Origin of the sequence: Algibacillus agarilyticus (genome assembly GCF_003286125.1) — a bacterium.
Classification (GTDB): Bacteria; Pseudomonadota; Gammaproteobacteria; order Enterobacterales; family Alteromonadaceae; genus Algibacillus; species Algibacillus agarilyticus.
Map to the genome: position 1 here is coordinate 31,440 of NZ_QMED01000026.1, position 19,334 is coordinate 50,773.

13 protein-coding genes and 1 pseudogene are annotated in these 19,334 nt (G+C 40.8%); 5 read left to right on the plus strand and 9 right to left on the minus strand.

The features are described from left to right. Positions 1–252: 252 nt before the first annotated feature. The 6 genes and pseudogenes from DPX34_RS16765 to DPX34_RS16785 all read right to left on the minus strand — a co-directional run bounded on the left by DPX34_RS16765 (position 253) and on the right by DPX34_RS16785 (position 9,746). Positions 253–3,330, minus strand: a complete 3,078-nt coding sequence (locus tag DPX34_RS16765) for a TonB-dependent receptor (protein ID WP_111979604.1) — start codon at positions 3,328–3,330, stop codon at positions 253–255. A 657-nt stretch (positions 3,331–3,987) separates the two neighbouring features. Further along, complete coding sequence (locus tag DPX34_RS16770; RefSeq protein ID WP_111979605.1) at positions 3,988–5,352, minus strand: 5-methyltetrahydrofolate--homocysteine methyltransferase; 1,365 nt, start codon at positions 5,350–5,352, stop codon at positions 3,988–3,990. A gap of 60 nt (positions 5,353–5,412) precedes the next feature. After that, positions 5,413–7,880 (minus strand): annotated as a pseudogene (locus tag DPX34_RS16775) (TonB-dependent receptor). 454 nt (positions 7,881–8,334) lie between these two features. Then, positions 8,335–8,550 carry a hypothetical protein gene (locus DPX34_RS21790; protein WP_157964769.1) on the minus strand — a complete coding sequence of 72 codons (216 nt, stop codon included), beginning with the start codon at positions 8,548–8,550 and terminating at the stop codon, positions 8,335–8,337. A gap of 249 nt (positions 8,551–8,799) precedes the next feature. After that, entirely contained in the window at positions 8,800–9,405 is a 606-nt protein-coding gene (locus DPX34_RS16780; RefSeq protein ID WP_111979606.1) for a hypothetical protein, read from the minus strand. Next, the gene (locus tag DPX34_RS16785; protein ID WP_111979607.1) at positions 9,402–9,746 is read right to left on the minus strand and encodes a PadR family transcriptional regulator; all 345 of its coding nucleotides are present in this window, start codon (positions 9,744–9,746) and stop codon (positions 9,402–9,404) included. The genes DPX34_RS16780 and DPX34_RS16785 overlap by 4 nt, the downstream gene beginning before the upstream one ends. Positions 9,747–10,011: 265 nt before the next feature. Between DPX34_RS16785 and DPX34_RS16790 the strand changes: the two genes are divergently transcribed. Then, on the plus strand, positions 10,012–11,430 hold the full coding sequence (locus tag DPX34_RS16790) for an alpha/beta hydrolase family protein (RefSeq protein WP_111979608.1): 1,419 nt from the start codon (positions 10,012–10,014) through the stop codon (positions 11,428–11,430). A 214-nt stretch (positions 11,431–11,644) separates the two neighbouring features. On the opposite strand, the gene DPX34_RS16795 is transcribed toward DPX34_RS16790, so the two are convergent. Both DPX34_RS16795 and DPX34_RS16800 read right to left on the minus strand, forming a co-directional pair. Then, positions 11,645–12,163, minus strand: a complete 519-nt coding sequence (locus tag DPX34_RS16795; RefSeq protein WP_111979609.1) for a flavodoxin family protein — start codon at positions 12,161–12,163, stop codon at positions 11,645–11,647. 118 nt (positions 12,164–12,281) lie between these two features. Then, positions 12,282–12,701 carry a VOC family protein gene (locus DPX34_RS16800; protein WP_111979626.1) on the minus strand — a complete coding sequence of 140 codons (420 nt, stop codon included), beginning with the start codon at positions 12,699–12,701 and terminating at the stop codon, positions 12,282–12,284. A 99-nt stretch (positions 12,702–12,800) separates the two neighbouring features. Here DPX34_RS16800 and soxR point away from each other — a divergent pair, with 99 nt between their 5' ends. Together soxR and DPX34_RS16810 are read left to right on the plus strand one after the other, a co-directional pair. Next, entirely contained in the window at positions 12,801–13,250 is a 450-nt protein-coding gene (gene soxR, locus DPX34_RS16805; RefSeq protein WP_111979610.1) for a redox-sensitive transcriptional activator SoxR, read from the plus strand. Positions 13,251–13,438: 188 nt separating this feature from the next. Beyond that, positions 13,439–13,615, plus strand: coding sequence for a siderophore-interacting protein (locus DPX34_RS16810; protein WP_198673736.1), 177 nt, complete (start codon positions 13,439–13,441; stop codon positions 13,613–13,615). A gap of 857 nt (positions 13,616–14,472) precedes the next feature. Here the strand turns inward: DPX34_RS16810 and DPX34_RS16820 are convergent. Continuing rightward, the gene (locus DPX34_RS16820) at positions 14,473–16,332 is read right to left on the minus strand and encodes a beta-agarase (protein WP_111979612.1); all 1,860 of its coding nucleotides are present in this window, start codon (positions 16,330–16,332) and stop codon (positions 14,473–14,475) included. 419 nt (positions 16,333–16,751) lie between these two features. On the opposite strand from DPX34_RS16820, the gene DPX34_RS16825 reads away from it, so the two are divergent. Beyond that, a complete protein-coding gene (locus tag DPX34_RS16825) occupies positions 16,752–18,374 on the plus strand; it encodes an ABC transporter substrate-binding protein (RefSeq protein ID WP_111979613.1) in 1,623 nt (540 codons plus the stop codon). Positions 18,375–18,406: 32 nt separating this feature from the next. Further along, positions 18,407–19,327: an oligopeptide ABC transporter permease OppB gene (gene oppB / locus DPX34_RS16830; protein WP_111979614.1), complete on the plus strand. Its 921-nt coding sequence runs from the start codon at positions 18,407–18,409 to the stop codon at positions 19,325–19,327. Positions 19,328–19,334 lie beyond the last annotated feature (7 nt).

Below are 19,334 nucleotides of genomic sequence, written 5' to 3' on the forward strand. Positions count from 1 at the left end.
TCCGCTTAGCTAATGCTAGGTAAGCGGATTTTTAATACACCATACGTGACGTTGGGATGCGCAAGCTTAGCAATAACCTACTTGAGGGGCTTTATGATGACTGTCTTGTACGTGACTCATGAATTTATGTAATATCAAATAATTCAAAGGCTTATTTATGCCTGTCCTACACGATTTTCGTTAAAATAATACACATAAAAAAGCCTGCTAAATACGATCATATTTAACAGGCTTTAAGGTTGTTAGTTTAAACTAAAAAGTGTAAGTGACACTGGCTGCATAGGTCACGCCATCGTAGTTAATTTTGCTTACCGTACCTTCATCTTCACCTATGTATTCATAACGGTTTTCGTCTGTTAAGTTGTAACCACGCAAATCAACTTTTAAGTTTTTCATTAACTTGTAAGAGGCCGACAAATCAAGCTGACCACGAGATTTTACATTTTTTTGATCTGGGCCACCAAAGCTAGCGCCGCCATCTAACTTATACTTATCGCGGTAGTTATACGCTAAGCGGAAGCTAAAACCATCATTTTCATAATACGCGATCGCATTATACGAATTAGGCGAAATACCCACTAAACCATCACCGCCTGATTCTTTGTTTTCGACGTAAGAATAATTTAATACACCACCAAAACCATTCCAAGGGTAAGGCAAGAAATCAAGTTTTTGCTGAATAGCCGCTTCATAGCCTGTTACTTTGATTGTGCCATCTCCATTGTAGTTAATGGTAATATCAACATTACGGTTAGTTATGGTGCCATCTTGCTTGGTGTATTCATCTACTTGATAACAATCAAAGTCGCCATCGCTTTTATCAATTCGATTAAGTGCACCGGTATCGGCAAAATAGGCGTCTGCACCTGCTTCACCTGGCATCGGGCAAATATTTCGAGATTGAAACAAGCCCGATATTTCTTTCTTAAATACCCCTATTGATATGGCACTGCCTTCACGGTTATACCACTCTAAAGAAATATCGTAGCTTTTTGCTGTATAAGCTGCCACGGCACTTTTAGGCGAATCAATATCAATTTTGTTTTCGGTTTCAGAAATACGGGTAACCGGTGTTTGTGCACGTAGGTTAGGTCTAACAAAACCTTTGTTAAACGCGGTACGTAACAATACATCGTCGTGTAATTCAAAAGCTAAGTTTAATGAAGGTAAATAATGGTCATATTCGGTGGTGGTTACATCATCAAATATCTCAAATTGGTTGGTGCCATCAATAAAGCTTTGTTTTGACCCTTCAATTTCTGTTTGAGTTAATACATAGCGCACACCGGCATTACCGGTATAGGGTAAACCGGCGATCTCGCCTTCAAAATCAGCCATACCATATGCAGCGGTGATCGCTTCGGTGGCTGTAAAGTTGGTTTCCCAGCGATCTAAAACCCCATTAGTATTGGCTTTGGTGCGTGCAATAAAGCCACTTGACGGAATAACGGTTGCCCCCTCTGGCACCACTAAACCCTCTTGCAATTGTGCTTTAATAAAGTCAGTTTTTAGTGTTTGCCAACCGGCATCTGATCCCGCAAAGTTAGGTATTTGGCCGTTAAACCAAAGATTGTCGGTATCAGACAAAATATCGCTGCTTAAGAAATCGCTATTAATATTAGCGACATTAATCCCTCCGCTTGATGGCGTAAAATCTTGGTTTTCAAGTGTTTCGCTTGTATAACGACCACCAAATTGAAATGCATTAATTGTTAATACATCACCTGCTATGGGTAAATCGACAAATCGTTTGAAATTAATTTCACCACTTTGCATATCACGCTTTGGGTTGTCGTGTCGGCCTAATACATAAAAAGCCAAATTTTTAGGATCGGTTGTATCAGCAACATTTAAATTAAGTGAGTTGCCTTCTTTCCATGTTTGGTTGTAGTTAATGTCTTGCCAACCATCAATCGAGATCGATACATCATTTAAATTACCTTTACCGGTGTTAAGTAACGTTGTAATACCGGTAGGAGCCACTGATTTTGATGTGCTACCTTGTAAACGGAAATCAAAACCTGTTTGCTCAAATAAATTTTCTGATTCAGAGTGTGTGACCACACCATCGATAGCCCAATCGTCAGACAAATATTCAAAATTTACGAAAGTACCTAATGATTCTTCAAAAAAGTTAAAGATACGATTAGCCGGTACATAAGTTGCGTTTTCTAAGCGAGTTTCAGATACCGTATAAAGCGGTGTACCTTCAGCACTATAACCTCTTAAAAACGGTACCGCGGTATCGGCTGGAATAATTTGCTGACCCAACCATCTTTTGGCTCCGCGGTTTTGCACTTCCGAACTGACCTGCTCAAAATTACCATCGGTTAAATCACGTTTGGTATATAAAACATCCATACCGAGCTTTAAGTTGTCGGTTACTTTCCATTCGACATTACCGGTTATCGATAATTTGTCACCACGGCTGACTTCAGCAAGTTGTTGCATCGAGCCTGCTGCATAAAATGCTGCATCTTCAGGTATACCGTGTTGGGCGACTTGCTGGGTTTTCCAGTTGTCGTAATCGTTAAATATACCGCTGTCTAACTCTTCATAACGGGCAAATAATAACGAATCACGACGAAAATGTTGGTCTGAATAACCTAATTTTAATGCAACCGCGAGTTCATCTTTAATCAGATGTTTGGCGGCTGATAGTTTAAGTTCTTTGTCAAACGAGTTGTTTGATTCTTCATAACGTGTACCCAAACTTACGCTATAGCGGCCATCTTGCTTGCTGAGTGCTTTTTGTAATTTTTTATCAACAATACCGGCGATCCCACCGGCTTGATTAGCCGCTGTGGGGCTTTTTATTACGGTTACGCCATCAAATACACTGGCATCAAATGACCCAAACGGATTTGAATTACCAATCAATGCAGCATTACGACTGGGTGTCGAAAATGATTGATTATTGGCCGTTGTTTTAACAAAAGCGCCCGGTAAACCGCGTAAGTTGATTTCAGACGAGCGTCTTTCGCCATCACGGTTTATTTGAATACCGGGTACAGCTTGTAAGGCTTCACCTAAATCTAATGCGGGTAAGCTACCAATATCAGCGGCTGATATTGCATCAACGATCGAGCTCGCTTCACGCTTTGTATTTAGGGCGCTTTCAAGTGAGCCACGAATACCGACCACTTCAATTGTTTCAACCTCAGTGCGTTGTTTATTCGCTTCAATCGCTGATTTTATCTCTTGAGCCAATATAGAGGGAGAAGCCAAGGCCATTAAAAGACTCGTTGCACTGCTCACTAACCCTATTTTAGTTATCAATTTTGGTACTGATGTTGCGACTACGTTACTTGCCACTTTTGATGCTTTCATTTTTTTTTCTCTCGAATATAGCTGTCTTAAATAGACAAAACATTTTTTATGTCATGACTACAAGATTCATTGATTGGCACCAAAAGGGTCTCGTTGAGTCATATTCGGTCATTCGCGGCGGATATTACACTTAAAATATACAAATCAGCAACAAATAAAATCGTGTATTTGTGTTATTTTTTAATTTATGTTGTTTTACAATCATTGTTTCGTTGGAGGTATCTTTTTGTTTTAATTTAAGTTGTTGATTTTGTTTGTTTAATTATTTATTTTTGTCGGTAGATGTTTGGTTTTTATATTTGGTTTAAATTGGTCTTTTTTGGGGGTAGGGGCTTGAAAAATCGAAAATATGCGATTTTTAATCATATTAATCTGCCTTGTTCGCAAAAATAAAAGTCAGATTGTGCATCTGAAAAATTCGGTTTTGTTTGTTTTTTATACTCAACGACAGTGTGTTTTTTAAATTAAATGTAACTGATTGAATGTGATTTTCACTTTGAATTGAAATTGTAAAGGCAAAAATAGGTGGGCAGGTTGATTAGCGATTTTAAAACCCAATATTCTTAAGCAACCAGAATATTGGGTTTAATAAACAGGGCAGTGTTATTCAGAGTCGAAATAAAGTGCCGTTATAAATTTAAAAATTAAGTGAAGCGATTAATGATCGTGTTCGGCTTCAGCAATGCCTAACCAGGTGATCGATTTAGCCGCAAAACCTAATTCAATATCATTTACGACTTTTAGTGTTTCAAGATCGACTTGCAACACATGTTGCGCGATCGGATCAGACACATAAACCGTGTCGCCATTTTGAGCAACGGTCATACTAAATGACATACCCTCTGGCATTTGGCTTACATCCTCATCTGAAATGTCTAAACGGGTGGCTAATTCCCAATGGGTTTCTGTATTACCTTGGTGTTGTGTCAGCACATTTAGGTAACCTTGCTCATCTAATACCAAAAAGTGTTCACCAGCAGCTGAAAACGCATAAGATATTGCACTGGCGTCGGCTGCGGGCTGCCATTCTAGTTTTTCTATTGTGTTGGCTTCTGGGTTGATATTAACCACAATGGCATGGCTACCACCATGAGCCGATGCAACGCCAATAAACGAGCTAAGATCTTCATGGCTATATAAGGTTCCAATGCGTAGGCCTTCTAGATCATCAATGTTAGCGATTTTGGCCGCGGTGAATGCCGTATTTTCTTGCTTGGCGACTAACACACCATCACCACAACCAAATAATACATATTCATGATTTTGTGCTGCACCGTGTAAATCTGGGCAGGTTAGGGTTAGCAATTTATCTAATTCATATTCGCCGTCGTGTAAATGATATCCCCCCACTTGATCGGGCAATATTTTAGCGTTTGATGTGCTGTCGGCATCGTCGCGGCGTACGGTCGATAATAAATATTCACCGCGCGGCTCGGCGGCGCCATGCATATTCATTGTATAATCAAGAGAGGCTATCGCATTGTTTTCATTGGTTATATCTAAATCGCTAACCACTTGAACCGATGCCGAGGTGCCTGCATCGGCATTACCATCAAAAAACACAGCGAGTTTACCATCATGTTTAATAATATGAGTAGGACGACTGCCCGTGAGTGAAAAATCACTCATTTGAGGTGCTTGTTTGTAATCATGCAAATGGGCAGTATGGTCTTCACGCCACAAACCACTGTCAATAAAACTGACATGGTCATTGCTTCGGCTTGCGATGATGGCATAACGATAATCAGCCGATACATTTAAGCTATTACTGCTATAAGTTAAAGAAAACTGGTCGAGTAAATCACCATCGTCTAAATCAAAAATAGCGGCGTTTGTATTATCCGCCATTAAAGCGGCTAAACGGCCTTTTGATTCGATTGTGAATTCATCATCATGATTGTGATCGTCATGATCTACAATGGAATCTTTTTCGATAATAGTCGTTTTTGCATCGCCACAACTGGCCAGTAATAAAGTACTCATAGCCATCGCCACGAGGTTAAATTTAAATGAATTTGTCATTTTTATTCCTTGTTAAATATGATTTACCATCACAAAATTTGGTGCGCTTGCGTTACAATTTTAGAAATAACCTTTAATACCCACCGCAATACTGCGGCCGGGTCTCGGGGCTATATCTTTAGTGAATGAGGTGTGCACTCTGGCTTCAGTATTAGTTAAGTTATGGCCTTTTAAATAGAGCGCAATATCGTGATTTAAAACCGATAAATCGTAAGACACACTGGCATCAACTAAGGTGTAGCCTTGAGTTGACGTTTCATATGCGGCGATGCGATCTTGTTCTTGATAACGAGTAATATCTAAATGTGCGCTTAGGTGAGTGGCTTGATAACTAAATTGTGTGCCAAAACGTAATGGCGGTGTGCGTGGGAGTTCGCCACCGTTTTGTAAACGTGCACGAACATAATCAGAGAATACAGTCGCTTTAAATTCATGCGAGACTTGCCATGCAAGCTGAGCTTCAAAACCATGTAAAATAACATCTGCCGTTTGAAACAAATAAACGGGCAATTCATCAGTGTGCTCGTCTTCTGCTACGGCTTCGTTATGATCATGCTCGTCGAGATCATCTTCAGCATGGCCGTGATCATGGTTGTGATCATGACCCGATTCCGCAAATAATCCGGTCGAAATTTGATAATAATAATTGTCGACTTGGTTATAAAATGCATTAAAAACAAACCCGATATCGCCTTGTGTTTTACGAACCGTAAAATCTAAATTATTAGCCGTTTCAAGATCGATAACCTGTTCTGATAAGCCAATATGCGTATGATCATCGTCATTATGTACAGCAAATAACGCACCCACCTCATAAGTTCGAGTGCCAATATGTGGGCCAAACGCTAATAGCTCAGAAGCTGAAGGCGCCCGTTGCGATCGCGAAACCGAAAGACCGATGTTATAACCGGGCGTGAAATCCCAAACTAAACCACCCGAAAATGAAATAGGCGTAAATTCATAGTCAGCGGCAAATACACGCGTAATAGCCGAATCGTCTTCATCGGCGTGATCATTGTGATCATGTTCTTCATCATGGTTTTCTTCTGCATCATGATGTGCATGTGCTTCAAGATGCGGCAGCAATACATCATTCGCTTTTAAGGTAACTTGTTCAACACGGGCTCCGAGTTGCAGCAACACATCGCCAATATGTTTTTCTTCCATTAAGGCAAAGGCAAGCGTTTGCATTTTTGATGGCGGTGTAAAGGCTTCTTCACCTTGCGCTGCTACATCGCTTTGCTTGAAATGAAAGCTCAAACCACCATTCCAACTCATTAACGGGTTATGTAAAAGATCGACTTTAAGCTCTTGAGTTTCATTGTTGAAAATAGTGCCCGCGGTGTTGTTTTCTATTTCAGCGTGTTCATAATCTGAATAGCCACCGCGTAATTTAATACTACTTATCCATTTACCTTTTAAGTTAAACTCACCGAGTAGTTGCACACGTGTTTGCGCTAAATCAGCAAACACATTGGCTTCGTCGGCTTCGCTTTCTTCATGTGAGCGATGCGTATGACCCGGAATACCGTATTGGCGTTCAAATTGCTCCACAGCAAGGCCTAAATACCCTTGGTTGAAAAGGTAGCTACCGCCTAATGTATAACCATGAGATTTCTCTCGGCTGTTTTCAACAACAAATTGACTAGCTTTGTGTTCATCTGTATTGCCTTGTTCAGCCGCAACGGGTGTTTCATAATCATCTGATTTACGCCAGTAACCATCTGCGTATACAGCGAACGCATCACCGCCTGTGGTTACATTAAACGCGGCTGATTTTTGTGTATTAACAGAGTTGGTTTCTAACAACCATTCACCGCGTGTTGTGCTATCGGTTGGCACTCGCCCATCGACTACATTAACCACACCCCCTATGGCGCCACTGCCATAAAACAGAGTGGCAGGGCCACGTAATACTTCAATTTGCTCAGCGGTAGAAGCTTCGGTTGCGACAGAATGATCAGGCCCCACACGCGATACATCACTTACATCTAACCCATTTTGTGCGATTAAAACACGCGGGCCACTTAAACCTCGAATAACCGGTGTGCTGGCCACATTGGCATGAAATTTTAATGCACCCCCGTTATTTTTTCTAAACTGTCGCCTAATGTAGAGGCTTGCTGACGACGTAATGTTTCACCGGCTAATACACTAACCGGCGCTGCCGATTCCATTACCGACATATGAATCGGCGTTGCAATAACATCGATCACTTCTATGGGGGAGGGTAATAACGTTAAGGTAATTAACTCAGCCGCTTCACCCTTTACGCTAATATCTTGATGTAAATGAGCAAAGCCAGATGAAGCAACATGTAACTCTTTTAATCCCGGTTTAAGGTCTGTAAAAATAAAATAACCATCGCGGTTGGTCGTGGTTGCCAAATGAGTGCCATCAATACGGACAGAAGCCCCCGCAATCGCTTTACCATCTTCTTGAGTTATTTTGCCTTCGAGTGTTTGTGCAAGCAAACTAGCCGGCAATAAAGCACTGATAAGCAAGGCCATATTTGAAATTTTGTACATGTCCGTCTCTTATGTGATGTTATAATGTAACGGTTGTGTTTATGTTATAATATAACAAAAGTAAACGCAAACCCGTTTATATAAAATCTTGTTTGTTGTTAAAGCGTTACCGGTAAATGTTGAAAAGGATGTGATTAGTTCAAATAATGAATTTTGATTTTTTAATTGAGGGGATTTTGCGGTGTTAATTAAGCGTTGAACCGTTAGCTCGTAGTCGTATTATTAAGTCATCAGAAATAGAAAATGCAAAGGAGTTATACCAATCCATATAAATAAGTGATCTCTCAGAATGCATCCAGCGGTTTTTGAACAAGGCGTCGGTGTACAGGAATGGTTGTTCCCTTTCAAATACCGATAACGCAGCTCAAAAGCCGCTGGGGCATTCCTTTCAGGCGAGTTTTAAATGCGTTGCTCTGTGTTGCTCGAACTCAAAAGAGCACCACTATTCTTTCATTTAAGCGTCTTGATTAGGCGCATTTAAACGCTCGCTGAGTGGGCACTTGTTATTACGGATTGGTATTAGTGCAAAAATAAAAACCTGATCCTGACGGTGCCCACAAACTCTATTGGTGAAGCGCATCAATACCCAAGTCGGTGGCATATGGGCTGAAGCATCATGCCCAGCACTGCGAGCTAATATACTACTGGTAGCTATTGAGACATGGTCCATAATGGCACATTATATGATGTCGAATGTGGCGTGACCATCACAGTAGTCATCGATCTAAATATGTAATATAAAATAAAATCAAAGGCTTATATGAGTGTTATATGTGCCTGTCCTACACGCTACACCAGTCCTACACGCGACATCTCCTACACGCGAAAGTAATGAAAATGGTAAACAACCCGTGTTTCCGGTGAATCACAATCGGTTTAATTACAATAAAAATATGGTTGCCTTTGTATTCTTCGGTCGCTAGCTTTTACTTAATCGCGCAATAAAATAACTTAAAACTTTGTTTAAACCCCAATACGCAAGTGCACTTCCGCTAATGCCAATTAAAGAAAACCACGTTGGGAGCCATTGCTGTGCATTAGGTTGTGCTTCAAATGACAATGAAATATCCCCAGTTGGATAATACCAAATACCAATGTCTGGGTTTATTATGTGCATAAACGCCATGATGAAGATCATAATGGTCCAGAAGTATCCCATACCTAAAACGAAGGTAGCGAAAGCATGCATTAACCCTTTTTTAGCACTACTTTTCAAACCTTGTAATATCGCGCTTGGGTAACCTTTTGATGCGTTTTGGTATAATAAAATATCGGCAATCAAGGGGGTTAAGTATTCATCAGGCGACCCTAAATTTGAAATAGCATTGATGAGCTTAATTTCTTCAGTTTCGTTAGGGGAAGACGAATGGTCAGACATCGCGTCGTACAAGTGACTGAGAATTTCTAATCTAATATCTGATTGCTCTTCACTTGGTAGCGGCTTAAGCTTATGAATAAGTTCACGGTCAAAATTATTCCAAACGGTTTGTGCTGTTTTATTAGTGATCGGAAACATATTATTCATGATTGCATTACCAAGTTTAAAATTGAGTTATGAGTTTCCGTCCATGTGTTTTTCATTTTAGCTAATGTTTCTAATCCCAGTGAAGTGATCTGATAGTATTTTCTAGGCGTGCCAACGTCAGCTGTTTGCCATTCTGAGACCACTAAACCATCTCGTTTTAAACGATTTAGCAGTGGGTATAATGTTCCTTCTGCCACTTCAATCATTGTTACATCTTTAATTTGCATCGCTAATTCATAGCCATATGAATGACCTTGCTGAAGCCTAAGTAATATGATGAATTCAAGTAACCCCTTTCGAAATTGAGGTACCCAACGTTCCATTATTTTATCTGACCCCATTCCGCTTTTTCTCTCATTCTTAATATCGATGTACATAGTATAACTAGTTAAGCATTGTTACAATTGTCATTTGAAAAAAACATCTAATATATATTACAAAGTATTAAGTAACTGTTTATTAATCATTTTATTAGTTTTTAATTATTTTTTGTTGGGGTGATTTATAAATGGCAAAGTACATTGCATTGCTATGTACTATGTATTGCCTTATAGTTTACCTAGCAATACAAGGTAGTGGTAAGCAAATATTAAGAGGTAAACAAAGATGAACAAATTAGTGAAGCAAGTGATTTTTATGGTTTATATGATGGTATTCAGTGAATTAGCTGTCGCCGCAGTAACATTAGAAACTGTCAAAGGTGCATGGTTAGGGGTGATGGATATACCTAATGGACCTTCTCTTCGCATTGGCGTCGAAGTTTTTCAAAAAGCAGATAATGAATGGGGAGGCAACGTTGCTAGTTTAGATCAAAATACTCGATACATGTTGGTATCAAGTGTGAGCATTGAAAATGATGTATTCACCTTAAAACTGGCTGATGCGCCAGTCAGTATTGTGGGTAAGTTTAATACCAGTAGGAACCTCATTATGGCAAAGTTCAAACAAGGAGAGAGTGTATTTGATTTGAATTTACATAAAGTTGATAAGTTACCAGAGCTTGAAAGAAAACAAACGCCTAGCACCACAAATGATTACCTTGAACAAGAGGTGAGTTACCAAAACAAACATGACAAAACTTGGCTATCTGGCACATTAACGCTTCCTATTGGCACAAAAAAACATCCAGCCATCATGTTAATTGCAGGCTCAGGTCCTACCCATCGAGATTCTTATCATGCAGGGCATAGAACGTTTAAAGTACTTGCTGACCATTTGACGAGATTAGGTTTTGTCGTTTTGCGCTCTGATAAACGCGGCGTGTATAAATCAAGTGGTAAATTTGCAGATGCAAACCTTAAAAACTTGGTAGCCGATACTCAATCAGCTGTACAATTTTTAAAATCTCACCAACGGGTAAATGCAAAAAATATCATACTAATAGGGCATAGTGAAGGTAGTTTAATATCGGTCATGACAGCTAAAAAAGAAGCGATTCAGGGAATTGTTTCGTTAGCGGGGCCAGGTTTATCAGTGTTAGATATACTATTACTGCAAGATCAAACAGAGCCTAGAGCCAAAGGCGCGACTCAGGCAGAAACCGATTTACTATTACAATTTAGTCAGCGTTTTTATCACATGGTATTAAACACGCAATCTGCAGCCGATCGTAAACACAAAGTAATGGCGTTATATGATGATTTAAAGGGTAACGAAGCTAAAGCGGTTGCTAAATGGGTAAATAAGCAGCATGGCACATTAAGTATTGCTTCGGCAGAGAGTGACGCTTTTTATCATTTTTTACAGCAAAGCCCACTACCGTACTGGGAGCAATTTAATGCCAAAGCACTCATTTTAAATGGTAATAAAGATTCACAAGTGCCCGCGCTAGAAAATGTGACAGGGATCATTAATGCCATTAATGACGATAATCAACAAATAGAAAGCCATATACTAGAAGGGTTAAATCATCTATTTCAGCCCGCGATATCGGGGTCTATTGATGAGTACCGTGAAATAGAACAAACAATTGATGAACAAGTGTTGTCTTTGATTTCAACATGGTTACAAGATAATTTTGAATAAATAGGAAAAGTTATAAAATATTCATACGGTATAAAAGCGTTTAAAGCCCATCGGAGGCAAGTTTCACAGAAACGATTTCTGTGTTGTATAAACTCAAAAGGTGCCTATATTCCTTTGTTTACGCGCCTTGCTTGCACGGATGCAAGTCCTTAGCAAGAGCAGGGCGCAGAAGCTGTGAACCCCTTGCTCAGAAACGATGCTGAGTGAGAAAATATCAAGACGGATTGGTATTAGGCGTTATATTACGCACAAAAACGCTGAGCTTTTTATCGTGTTCATCTTTGTGATAAACCTGCGGGCAGCAGCAGTACAGCATGCCGTTGTATTGCATATTAAAATAGTCAAAGGTTAAGCTAAACACGGGTTCGAAGCAGCTAACTGCTTCCTGAGCGGCGCCGGTAGAGATGACGCTAGCGGTTTTTTGCTTAAGTGAACGACCGCGCTTTTTATCGATCTCAATTAAGTCACACATACGGTCTAAAAATAGCTTCATGGTGGCACTCGCTGAATACCAATAGATGGGAGACGCGAAAATTAGGTGATCAAAACTCAGTATGTGTTCCATTAGCGATGCAAAGTCATCGCTTTGGTTGTTATGTTCGTAGTCGTACGGCTGAATGTGATATGAAGCGAGGTCGACGATTTCGGCATTCATTTCACTTGCTAAGTGTTGGGCAAGTTGTGCGGTATTACCTTGACGTCGGCTTGAGCCTAAAATGATGACGCTTTTCATGATAGTTCCTTGTTTAATCAACAGTATTAGTTTTGTTAAATTGATAGCGGTGGCCGTGTGACATGTTTTGGGTCGAGAGACGTTAACCAAGTCACCGCGTTAGCCTGATGAACCTGGGTTATTCGTAGTCATTCCGATCACTGGGAATATCAGACAAGTACTCAACAAATTCAATCTCAAAGCCATTTGGATCGGTAAAGTAAATGTTTTTGCGCGACAGGGTATTGTTGCCATTTTTACTCGGCGTATAACCCGCCGCCGCTAAGCGCGTTGTTGTGGCATCAAGGCTATGCGTGACGTAGGCAAAATGTGACAACCCTAGATTGTTGGTGTCTAAGGCTCTATTGTCGCCCGTGCCATTGTCGCAAAAGGCTAAGTATTGATAGTCATCGCCAAAATGTAACCAACGCCTTTGTGTGCCATACCAGTTTTGCGTGCCTTGACCCCGCACATGCCAGTGCGGAAAAGCCGCTTGATAGAAATCTAAGGTTTTATCCAAGTGATGTACCACTAAATTTAAGTGCTCTAAATGCATGATTTGTTCTCTTTGATTTGATTTAGCGGTACTATAAAACCTCAAGTTAGGTTGAGGTAAAGCGTTTTTTCACAGATTATTCAAATTTTTTGGAGAGGGATAATGCAACAAGATAGAGAGCTAACCGTGGGTGTTGTTGCTAAGCGATGCGGAGTCAAAGTATCGACTCTGCATTTTTATGAAGAAAAAGGCCTAATCAATAGTTGGCGCAATAGTGGCAACCAGAGACGTTATCACCCAGAAGTATTGCGGCGTATTTCTATTATCAAAGCCGCGCAAAAATTAGGCGTGAGTTTGGAGAGTATTAAACAAGCGTTTGCGGCGTTACCCAATAACCGCACACCGAATAAACATGATTGGCAAAAATTGTCTAACCAGTGGCAGCAAGACCTCAATGAACGCATAAACTACTTAACTAATTTACGTGACTTATTAACAGGTTGTATTGGCTGCGGTTGTTTGTCGATGAAGCATTGCCCCATGTATAACCCTGACGATGTGTTGGCCCAGCAGGGAAGCGGCGCGGTAATATTAGAGCAAAATATCGATTGAATCGGTAGGGAGTCCACGCCATAGGGATTGCATTCAGCATTGAACCTTGTGTGCCAGAGGCGGTGGTAACGGCGCTATTTCATCTATTTGAATAACGTCCATTGTATGAAAGGGTCGCCGTATGATTTATGTTGCATCGACATTGACCACGTATTAACAATTGATAGAGGAATACCATGGGGCCGAAAATGAGAATGACACAGGTTTTATCAATTGAAAACTTGTCACCTCACATGAGGCGGATCACAGTGACAGGTGAATCGTTGGCTGAGTTCCCAACGGGCAGAGAAAGTGCGCATGTCAAAGTGGTGTTGCCAAACCCTATGTCGGCAGATAACAGACCTAACGGGGCTTGTGCAGGATAGTCATCGATGCAGAGTCGATAAAATTATGTAATATCAAGAAAAATAAAAAGCTTATTCATGCCTGTCCTACACGATCGTTATTTTAGTGCTCACGGTTGTCGACCTATTTTGTTGCAAGATCACAATGGTGAAATCAGTTTTCGTAATATTTGGGTACGCGAAATTTAGTGATAAAAATGTTCGCTGCCGCTCTTTGGATCGGGTCAGCTAATTATGTGGTTTTAAATATTGTTAACCAAGCAGATTGGGCTGAAGTATGAAGCCCAACACACTCTGCTAAGCCCAAAACCGCCATTTTAATACACCATACATGACGTTGGGCTTCGCAAGCTTAGCGCCAACCTACTTGAGGGGCTTTATGATGGCTGTCTTGCACGATAGTAGCTTGTTTCATCATTTGCTTTAAGTCGAAACTCTTCCAAACTTTTTATATTTGTAGGCCGGTTTAGCGCCGTTGGCGCGTAAGCCGGGTTTCATAGTATCCGCACAAACCCAATAAAGGTTTTGTAACCTTCCCCTTCAAATTCAATAAAACCAAGCGGTTGATTCTATATTGGTTTATGAAAAAGGTGGCTTACACTCGTACCTCGTTAAACCACCCTACGTCAGCGCATTTGACACGCCATACCGCGATGGATAGTCATCGATGCACTTATGTAATATCAAATAAAATCAAAAGCTTATTTATGCCTGTCTCACACAACCCCTGTCTCTCACAAACCCTGGCACAAAGTCTATGGTGCTGAATGTGATGTGATCATCTCAGGAGTCGAGACAAGCGATCGTAAATGATAGTATCGTGTCGGTTACTGCCTTGGTTTATAACCACCGACACGATTAACTTTTATAGTTGAACGTTAATGTTCTACTCGATTAATTTGTAGTACAGCGCTGGCTATTTTACCGCCGTCATCTGGATAACTAAGACTCACGGTGCTTTTTTCTTTTAGCGCAGCCATGGGAATGTCTAATTCCACCATGCCATAAAACATTTTACGGCCTTTTTGGTTGTCACCCGCCCAGTTGGTTGGTAGTGCTAGTGGTGTTCCATTAATCGAAATTTTTGATGGTAGTGGTTGCTTGCCAAGCTCTCGCGCAGGCGATAGACGTAGCGTTGCACTCCCTTTTCCTGTGGGTACGCCATTAAACGTAAAGTTAAGTTGTTGATTGCCCTTTATATCTTGTAGGTAATCCGTTGCGTAAATTCTATGCTCTTTAACTTTGCCTTTAACAGGTAAGCTATGCTTCATTTCCAATTGAAACATTACTATTTCGCCCGCGCTTAATTCAAGGCTTTCTGGCATTTTTTGTAACGCTTTTTCGGCAAGTACTGGCTTTTCAGCGTGAGTGGTTAACGAGCGAATGGTTACTGCATCTGTTTTAATTGTTTTTAGGCCATTTAACGCGATTTGTTTTGATTCGCTATCAAGATTCATCATGATCACATTGAGTCGGTTATTGTCGGCTAACATATGCACACGTACATCGGGATTGCTGCTTGAGCTTAAGCGCCATTCTCCTTTTACGCCTTTCCAAAAATAATAAAATTTGGTTAGGTCGGTTTCGACGTAGGTTTTACCATCTGCTAGGCGTCGCCATAGCAGATAAGGGTTTGCGTCACCCGGTACATAGTCATTGGCCATGCCATATGTCCATGATGCTTTACCCAGAATAAAAGGTACGGTGCGAATTAAACGGTCGGGGTGATCCATAAAGGTCATTAATTGGCCTAGTGCAGAATACAACATGCCGGCCGAGCGCGCTTCGCTATAAGGCATTGTACTCATATTACCTGCGGGTATTTGTCCGTATTCTGTTACCATTATTGGTTTAGCAACGCCAAATTTGATGTGGCTATAAGTATCAATAATATCCATAATGGCTTCTGAATTACTGCCGGTTCTTGCACGCGGCGTACCCATTACGTTTACCCCGTCGTAAATGTGATATGACCAGAAGTCCATGTTTTCACCGGCGATATCCATAAATTTTTTCTGCCAGTTATTCCAGTTATTCCAGTTACCGCTTTCAAATTCAACCCATGCCGCTGAGTAGCCACCTACCATGACATCGGGATTTAGTTCTTTTACACGTTTTGCCACAACGTTGTGTTGCTTACTCATTTCTTCAATGTTAGTGGGGATCTTTTTGGCTTTTACAAAAGGTTCGTTATAGACCTCAATAGCACGCGGTCTGTTTTTATCAGTAAATCCATATTTTAATAAGTGGGCTGTATATTCTGCGGTTGCTTCTGCTGAATACGGCCCCCAAGCATACGATTTGTTATTTTTATGGCCATGCATTTTTTCAGGGTGAGTACACAAAATTACATTGCGCATGTTTTCTGCATTCAGTCGAATATCACTGCCATTTTCATAGAACTTTTTCTGAAATAGATCTTTCATTTTACTAACATCAGGCATTTTAGGGTTTTTACTATCAGCCGGTATGTCATTTGCTAGCCATGATATAAGCCCGCCATCTCGGCCAAACTCAGCTTCTAATTCGTTTTCAATGTGTAGTAAGTCTTCTTCAGAGAGATCACCCGAACCAAAGCTTTCATGCAATGTTATGTATTGTGACCGGTTAAATTGGGTTATGCCGCCAATATCTCGAATGGTAGTGGGTGCTAAATGCACATCTACTACTTCTGCAAAAACGGGTTTTAGCATGCTAGCAGCTATAGAGGCAGCAATAATCAAGCGAGTGTATTTCATTATATAAATCCACATGTTTATATTTAAATAAAATATAGTATAAAAGCTTTTGTGTTAATAAATCTACTCCATTGTTTGTTGTTTGCGCTTTTATTTTGTTAACAACATCATCAGTCATTGTTAAATCAATTAATGTCTGTTGTTCACGAACCTCGTTACCTGGATTTGTATCGCGATATGTCGGGTTAAATATATTGGGCAGGGTGGGTTATCGCGGTGTGTCGGGTTAAAGGGGTTTGGTAGAAACCCTGCTTCAAATTTGTTAATACAGGCTCAAAAATAAAAGCTATGTAAACCCTGCGTAATTTGCATATACTAGAGCATAAATACTCAGCCAAACCCTTAAGCCAACCCCTTGTTTTAATAAACAAAGTAGCGCTGTTGAGGCTGATAAATTAATAAAAACGACAAGGTTTGTTATGTCTTTATTGTTTCAACGCATGCGATGGTCTCTATTATTGCTGTGCATGTTTTGTGTCAGCTCTTATGCTGTCGATGTTCCTGTGGGCACTGTGTTAGCTAAAAAACAAGAACTCGTACGGGGAATTGGCGCTGAGGTACCCTCGTTAGATCCACATAAATCAGAAGCGATGAATAGCTCTATTGTGATCCGTGATTTATTAGAAGGGCTGACCTCTGAAGATGAAAACGGTAATTTAATTCCCGGTGCGGCGAGTCATTGGCACACGGAAGATAATCGAACATTTTTGTTTTACCTCAGGCCTGATGCTGTTTGGTCAAATGGTGATCCGGTTACCGCACACGACTTTGTTTATAGCTGGCGGCGTTTAGCTGATCCCCTTACTGCGTCACCTTATGGTTGGTATTTAGAGATGACCACTATTAAGTATGCTGCAGATGTGCTTGCGGGTAAACTTAAGCCTAACAAACTGGGCATTACCGCTATCGACAATCTCACCTTAAAAATTGAATTAACCGAATCACTGCCTTACTTCCCCAAAATGCTTGTTCATACCTCAGTCAAACCCGTACATCAGGCCACTATACAAAAGCACGGTGATCGTTGGACACGCAGTGGAAACTTTGTAGGTAACGGTGCGTTTGTATTAAATGAGTGGGTTGTAAACGAGCGCATGGTGCTAATCAAAAATCATAAGTACATGGACGCTAAAAAGACGATCCTTAACAAAGTGACTTATTTACCTATTGAAAATCAAGTGGCTGAAATGAATCGCTTTTTTGCCGGCGAAATTGATATTTCTTATGAGGTGCCTAACGAGCATTTTAAACGCTTAGCCAAAGAACATAGCGACAGTGTCGTGATCACGCCTATGTTATGTTCGTACTATTATGGGGTTCGAGTCGACAACCCGCCTTTTGATGATGTTCGTATTCGTAAAGCATTAGCATATGCTTTAGATCGCGACATTATTACGCATTACATTACGGGTAAAGGTGAAACACCGGCTTACTATTTTACACCAGATAAAACGGCAGATATGCAGGCCGACTTACCTGAATACGCAACATGGAGCCAAGACGAAAGAAATGAAAAAGCGCGACAATTATTGGCGCAAGCGGGTTACGATAAAAACAATCCGCTTGAAATCGAATTGTTGTACAACACCAGTGAAAACCATAAAAAAATTGCCACGGCTATTCGACAACTTTGGAAGCAAACGCTGGGCGTGCGTGTGTCATTAGTTAATGAAGAATGGAAAACGTTTTTAGATACGCGCCGATTTGGTACTTATCAATTAACGCGGTCGGGTTGGTGCGGTGACTATAATGAACCGTCTACCTTTTTAACGTTGTTGTTATCTAACAATTCTTCTAATGATATGCATTATAAAAATGCAGAATACGACGCGGTGATTAATAAGGCGCTAAAGGCCAAAAATTTAGCAAGCCGTCGCCAATCTTATGCCGATGCTGAAGCCATTCTCGCCCGCGATATGCCTATCATTCCTATTTATCATTATGTGAACGCTCGCTTAGTTAAAAAGAAAGTAGGCGGTTATCCGTTAAATAATGCACTCGACATTATGCCTAGTAAATACATGTATATAAAAGCTGAGTAGCGCTACCAGCAGCCAAGGAGAATAAACACAACATGCTTAAATTTGTGATAAAACGGCTACTAGAAGCCATTCCTACGTTACTGGTATTGATCACCGTTTCGTTTTTCTTGATGCGAATGGCGCCCGGTAGTCCATTCACCAGTGAACGAGGCTTGCCACCGCAAGTTCTTGCTAAAATAGAAGCTAAGTATGGCCTAGACAAACCGATGTACGAGCAATACTTCACCTACTTAGGTAATATTTTGCAAGGTGACTTTGGCCCTTCATTTAAATACAAAGACTACTCAGTTAATGAGCTTGTCGCCCAAGCTTTGCCTGTTTCAGCCACCATAGGTTTACTGGCTTTTGTATTTACCACCCTTGTGGGCGTTGGTATTGGCACGCTCGCGGCGCTTAAGCAAAATACGTGGTTAGATTACACCTTGATGTCGTCTGCTATGTTGGGGGTGATTATGCCGTCTTTTGTGCTGGCGCCTGTGCTTATTTATATATTTGCTATTCAATTTGGCTGGTTGCCTGCGGGCGGTTGGCAAGGTGGCGGTTGGCAATACATTTTACTGCCCATGCTGAGTATGTCACTTTTATATATTGCCTCATTCGCCCGTATTACACGTGGCTCAATGATTGAAGTGCTCAGTGCTAACTTTATACGCACTGCACGCGCGAAAGGCTTACCTTTTCGTCACATTATTTTTCGGCATGCATTAAGACCGGCTTTGTTACCGGTTTTGTCTTATATGGGACCCGCGTTTGTTGGCATTATTACCGGTTCAGTTGTGATAGAAACCATATTTGGTTTACCCGGTTTAGGTAAGCTGTTTGTGAATGGTGCGCTCAACCGCGATTATTCATTAGTACTGGGATTGACCATTTTAATCGGTTTTTTAACCATTGCATTTAACGCGATTGTCGACATTTTATATGCCGCTGTTGACCCTAAAATTCGTTACTAAGGCGGTA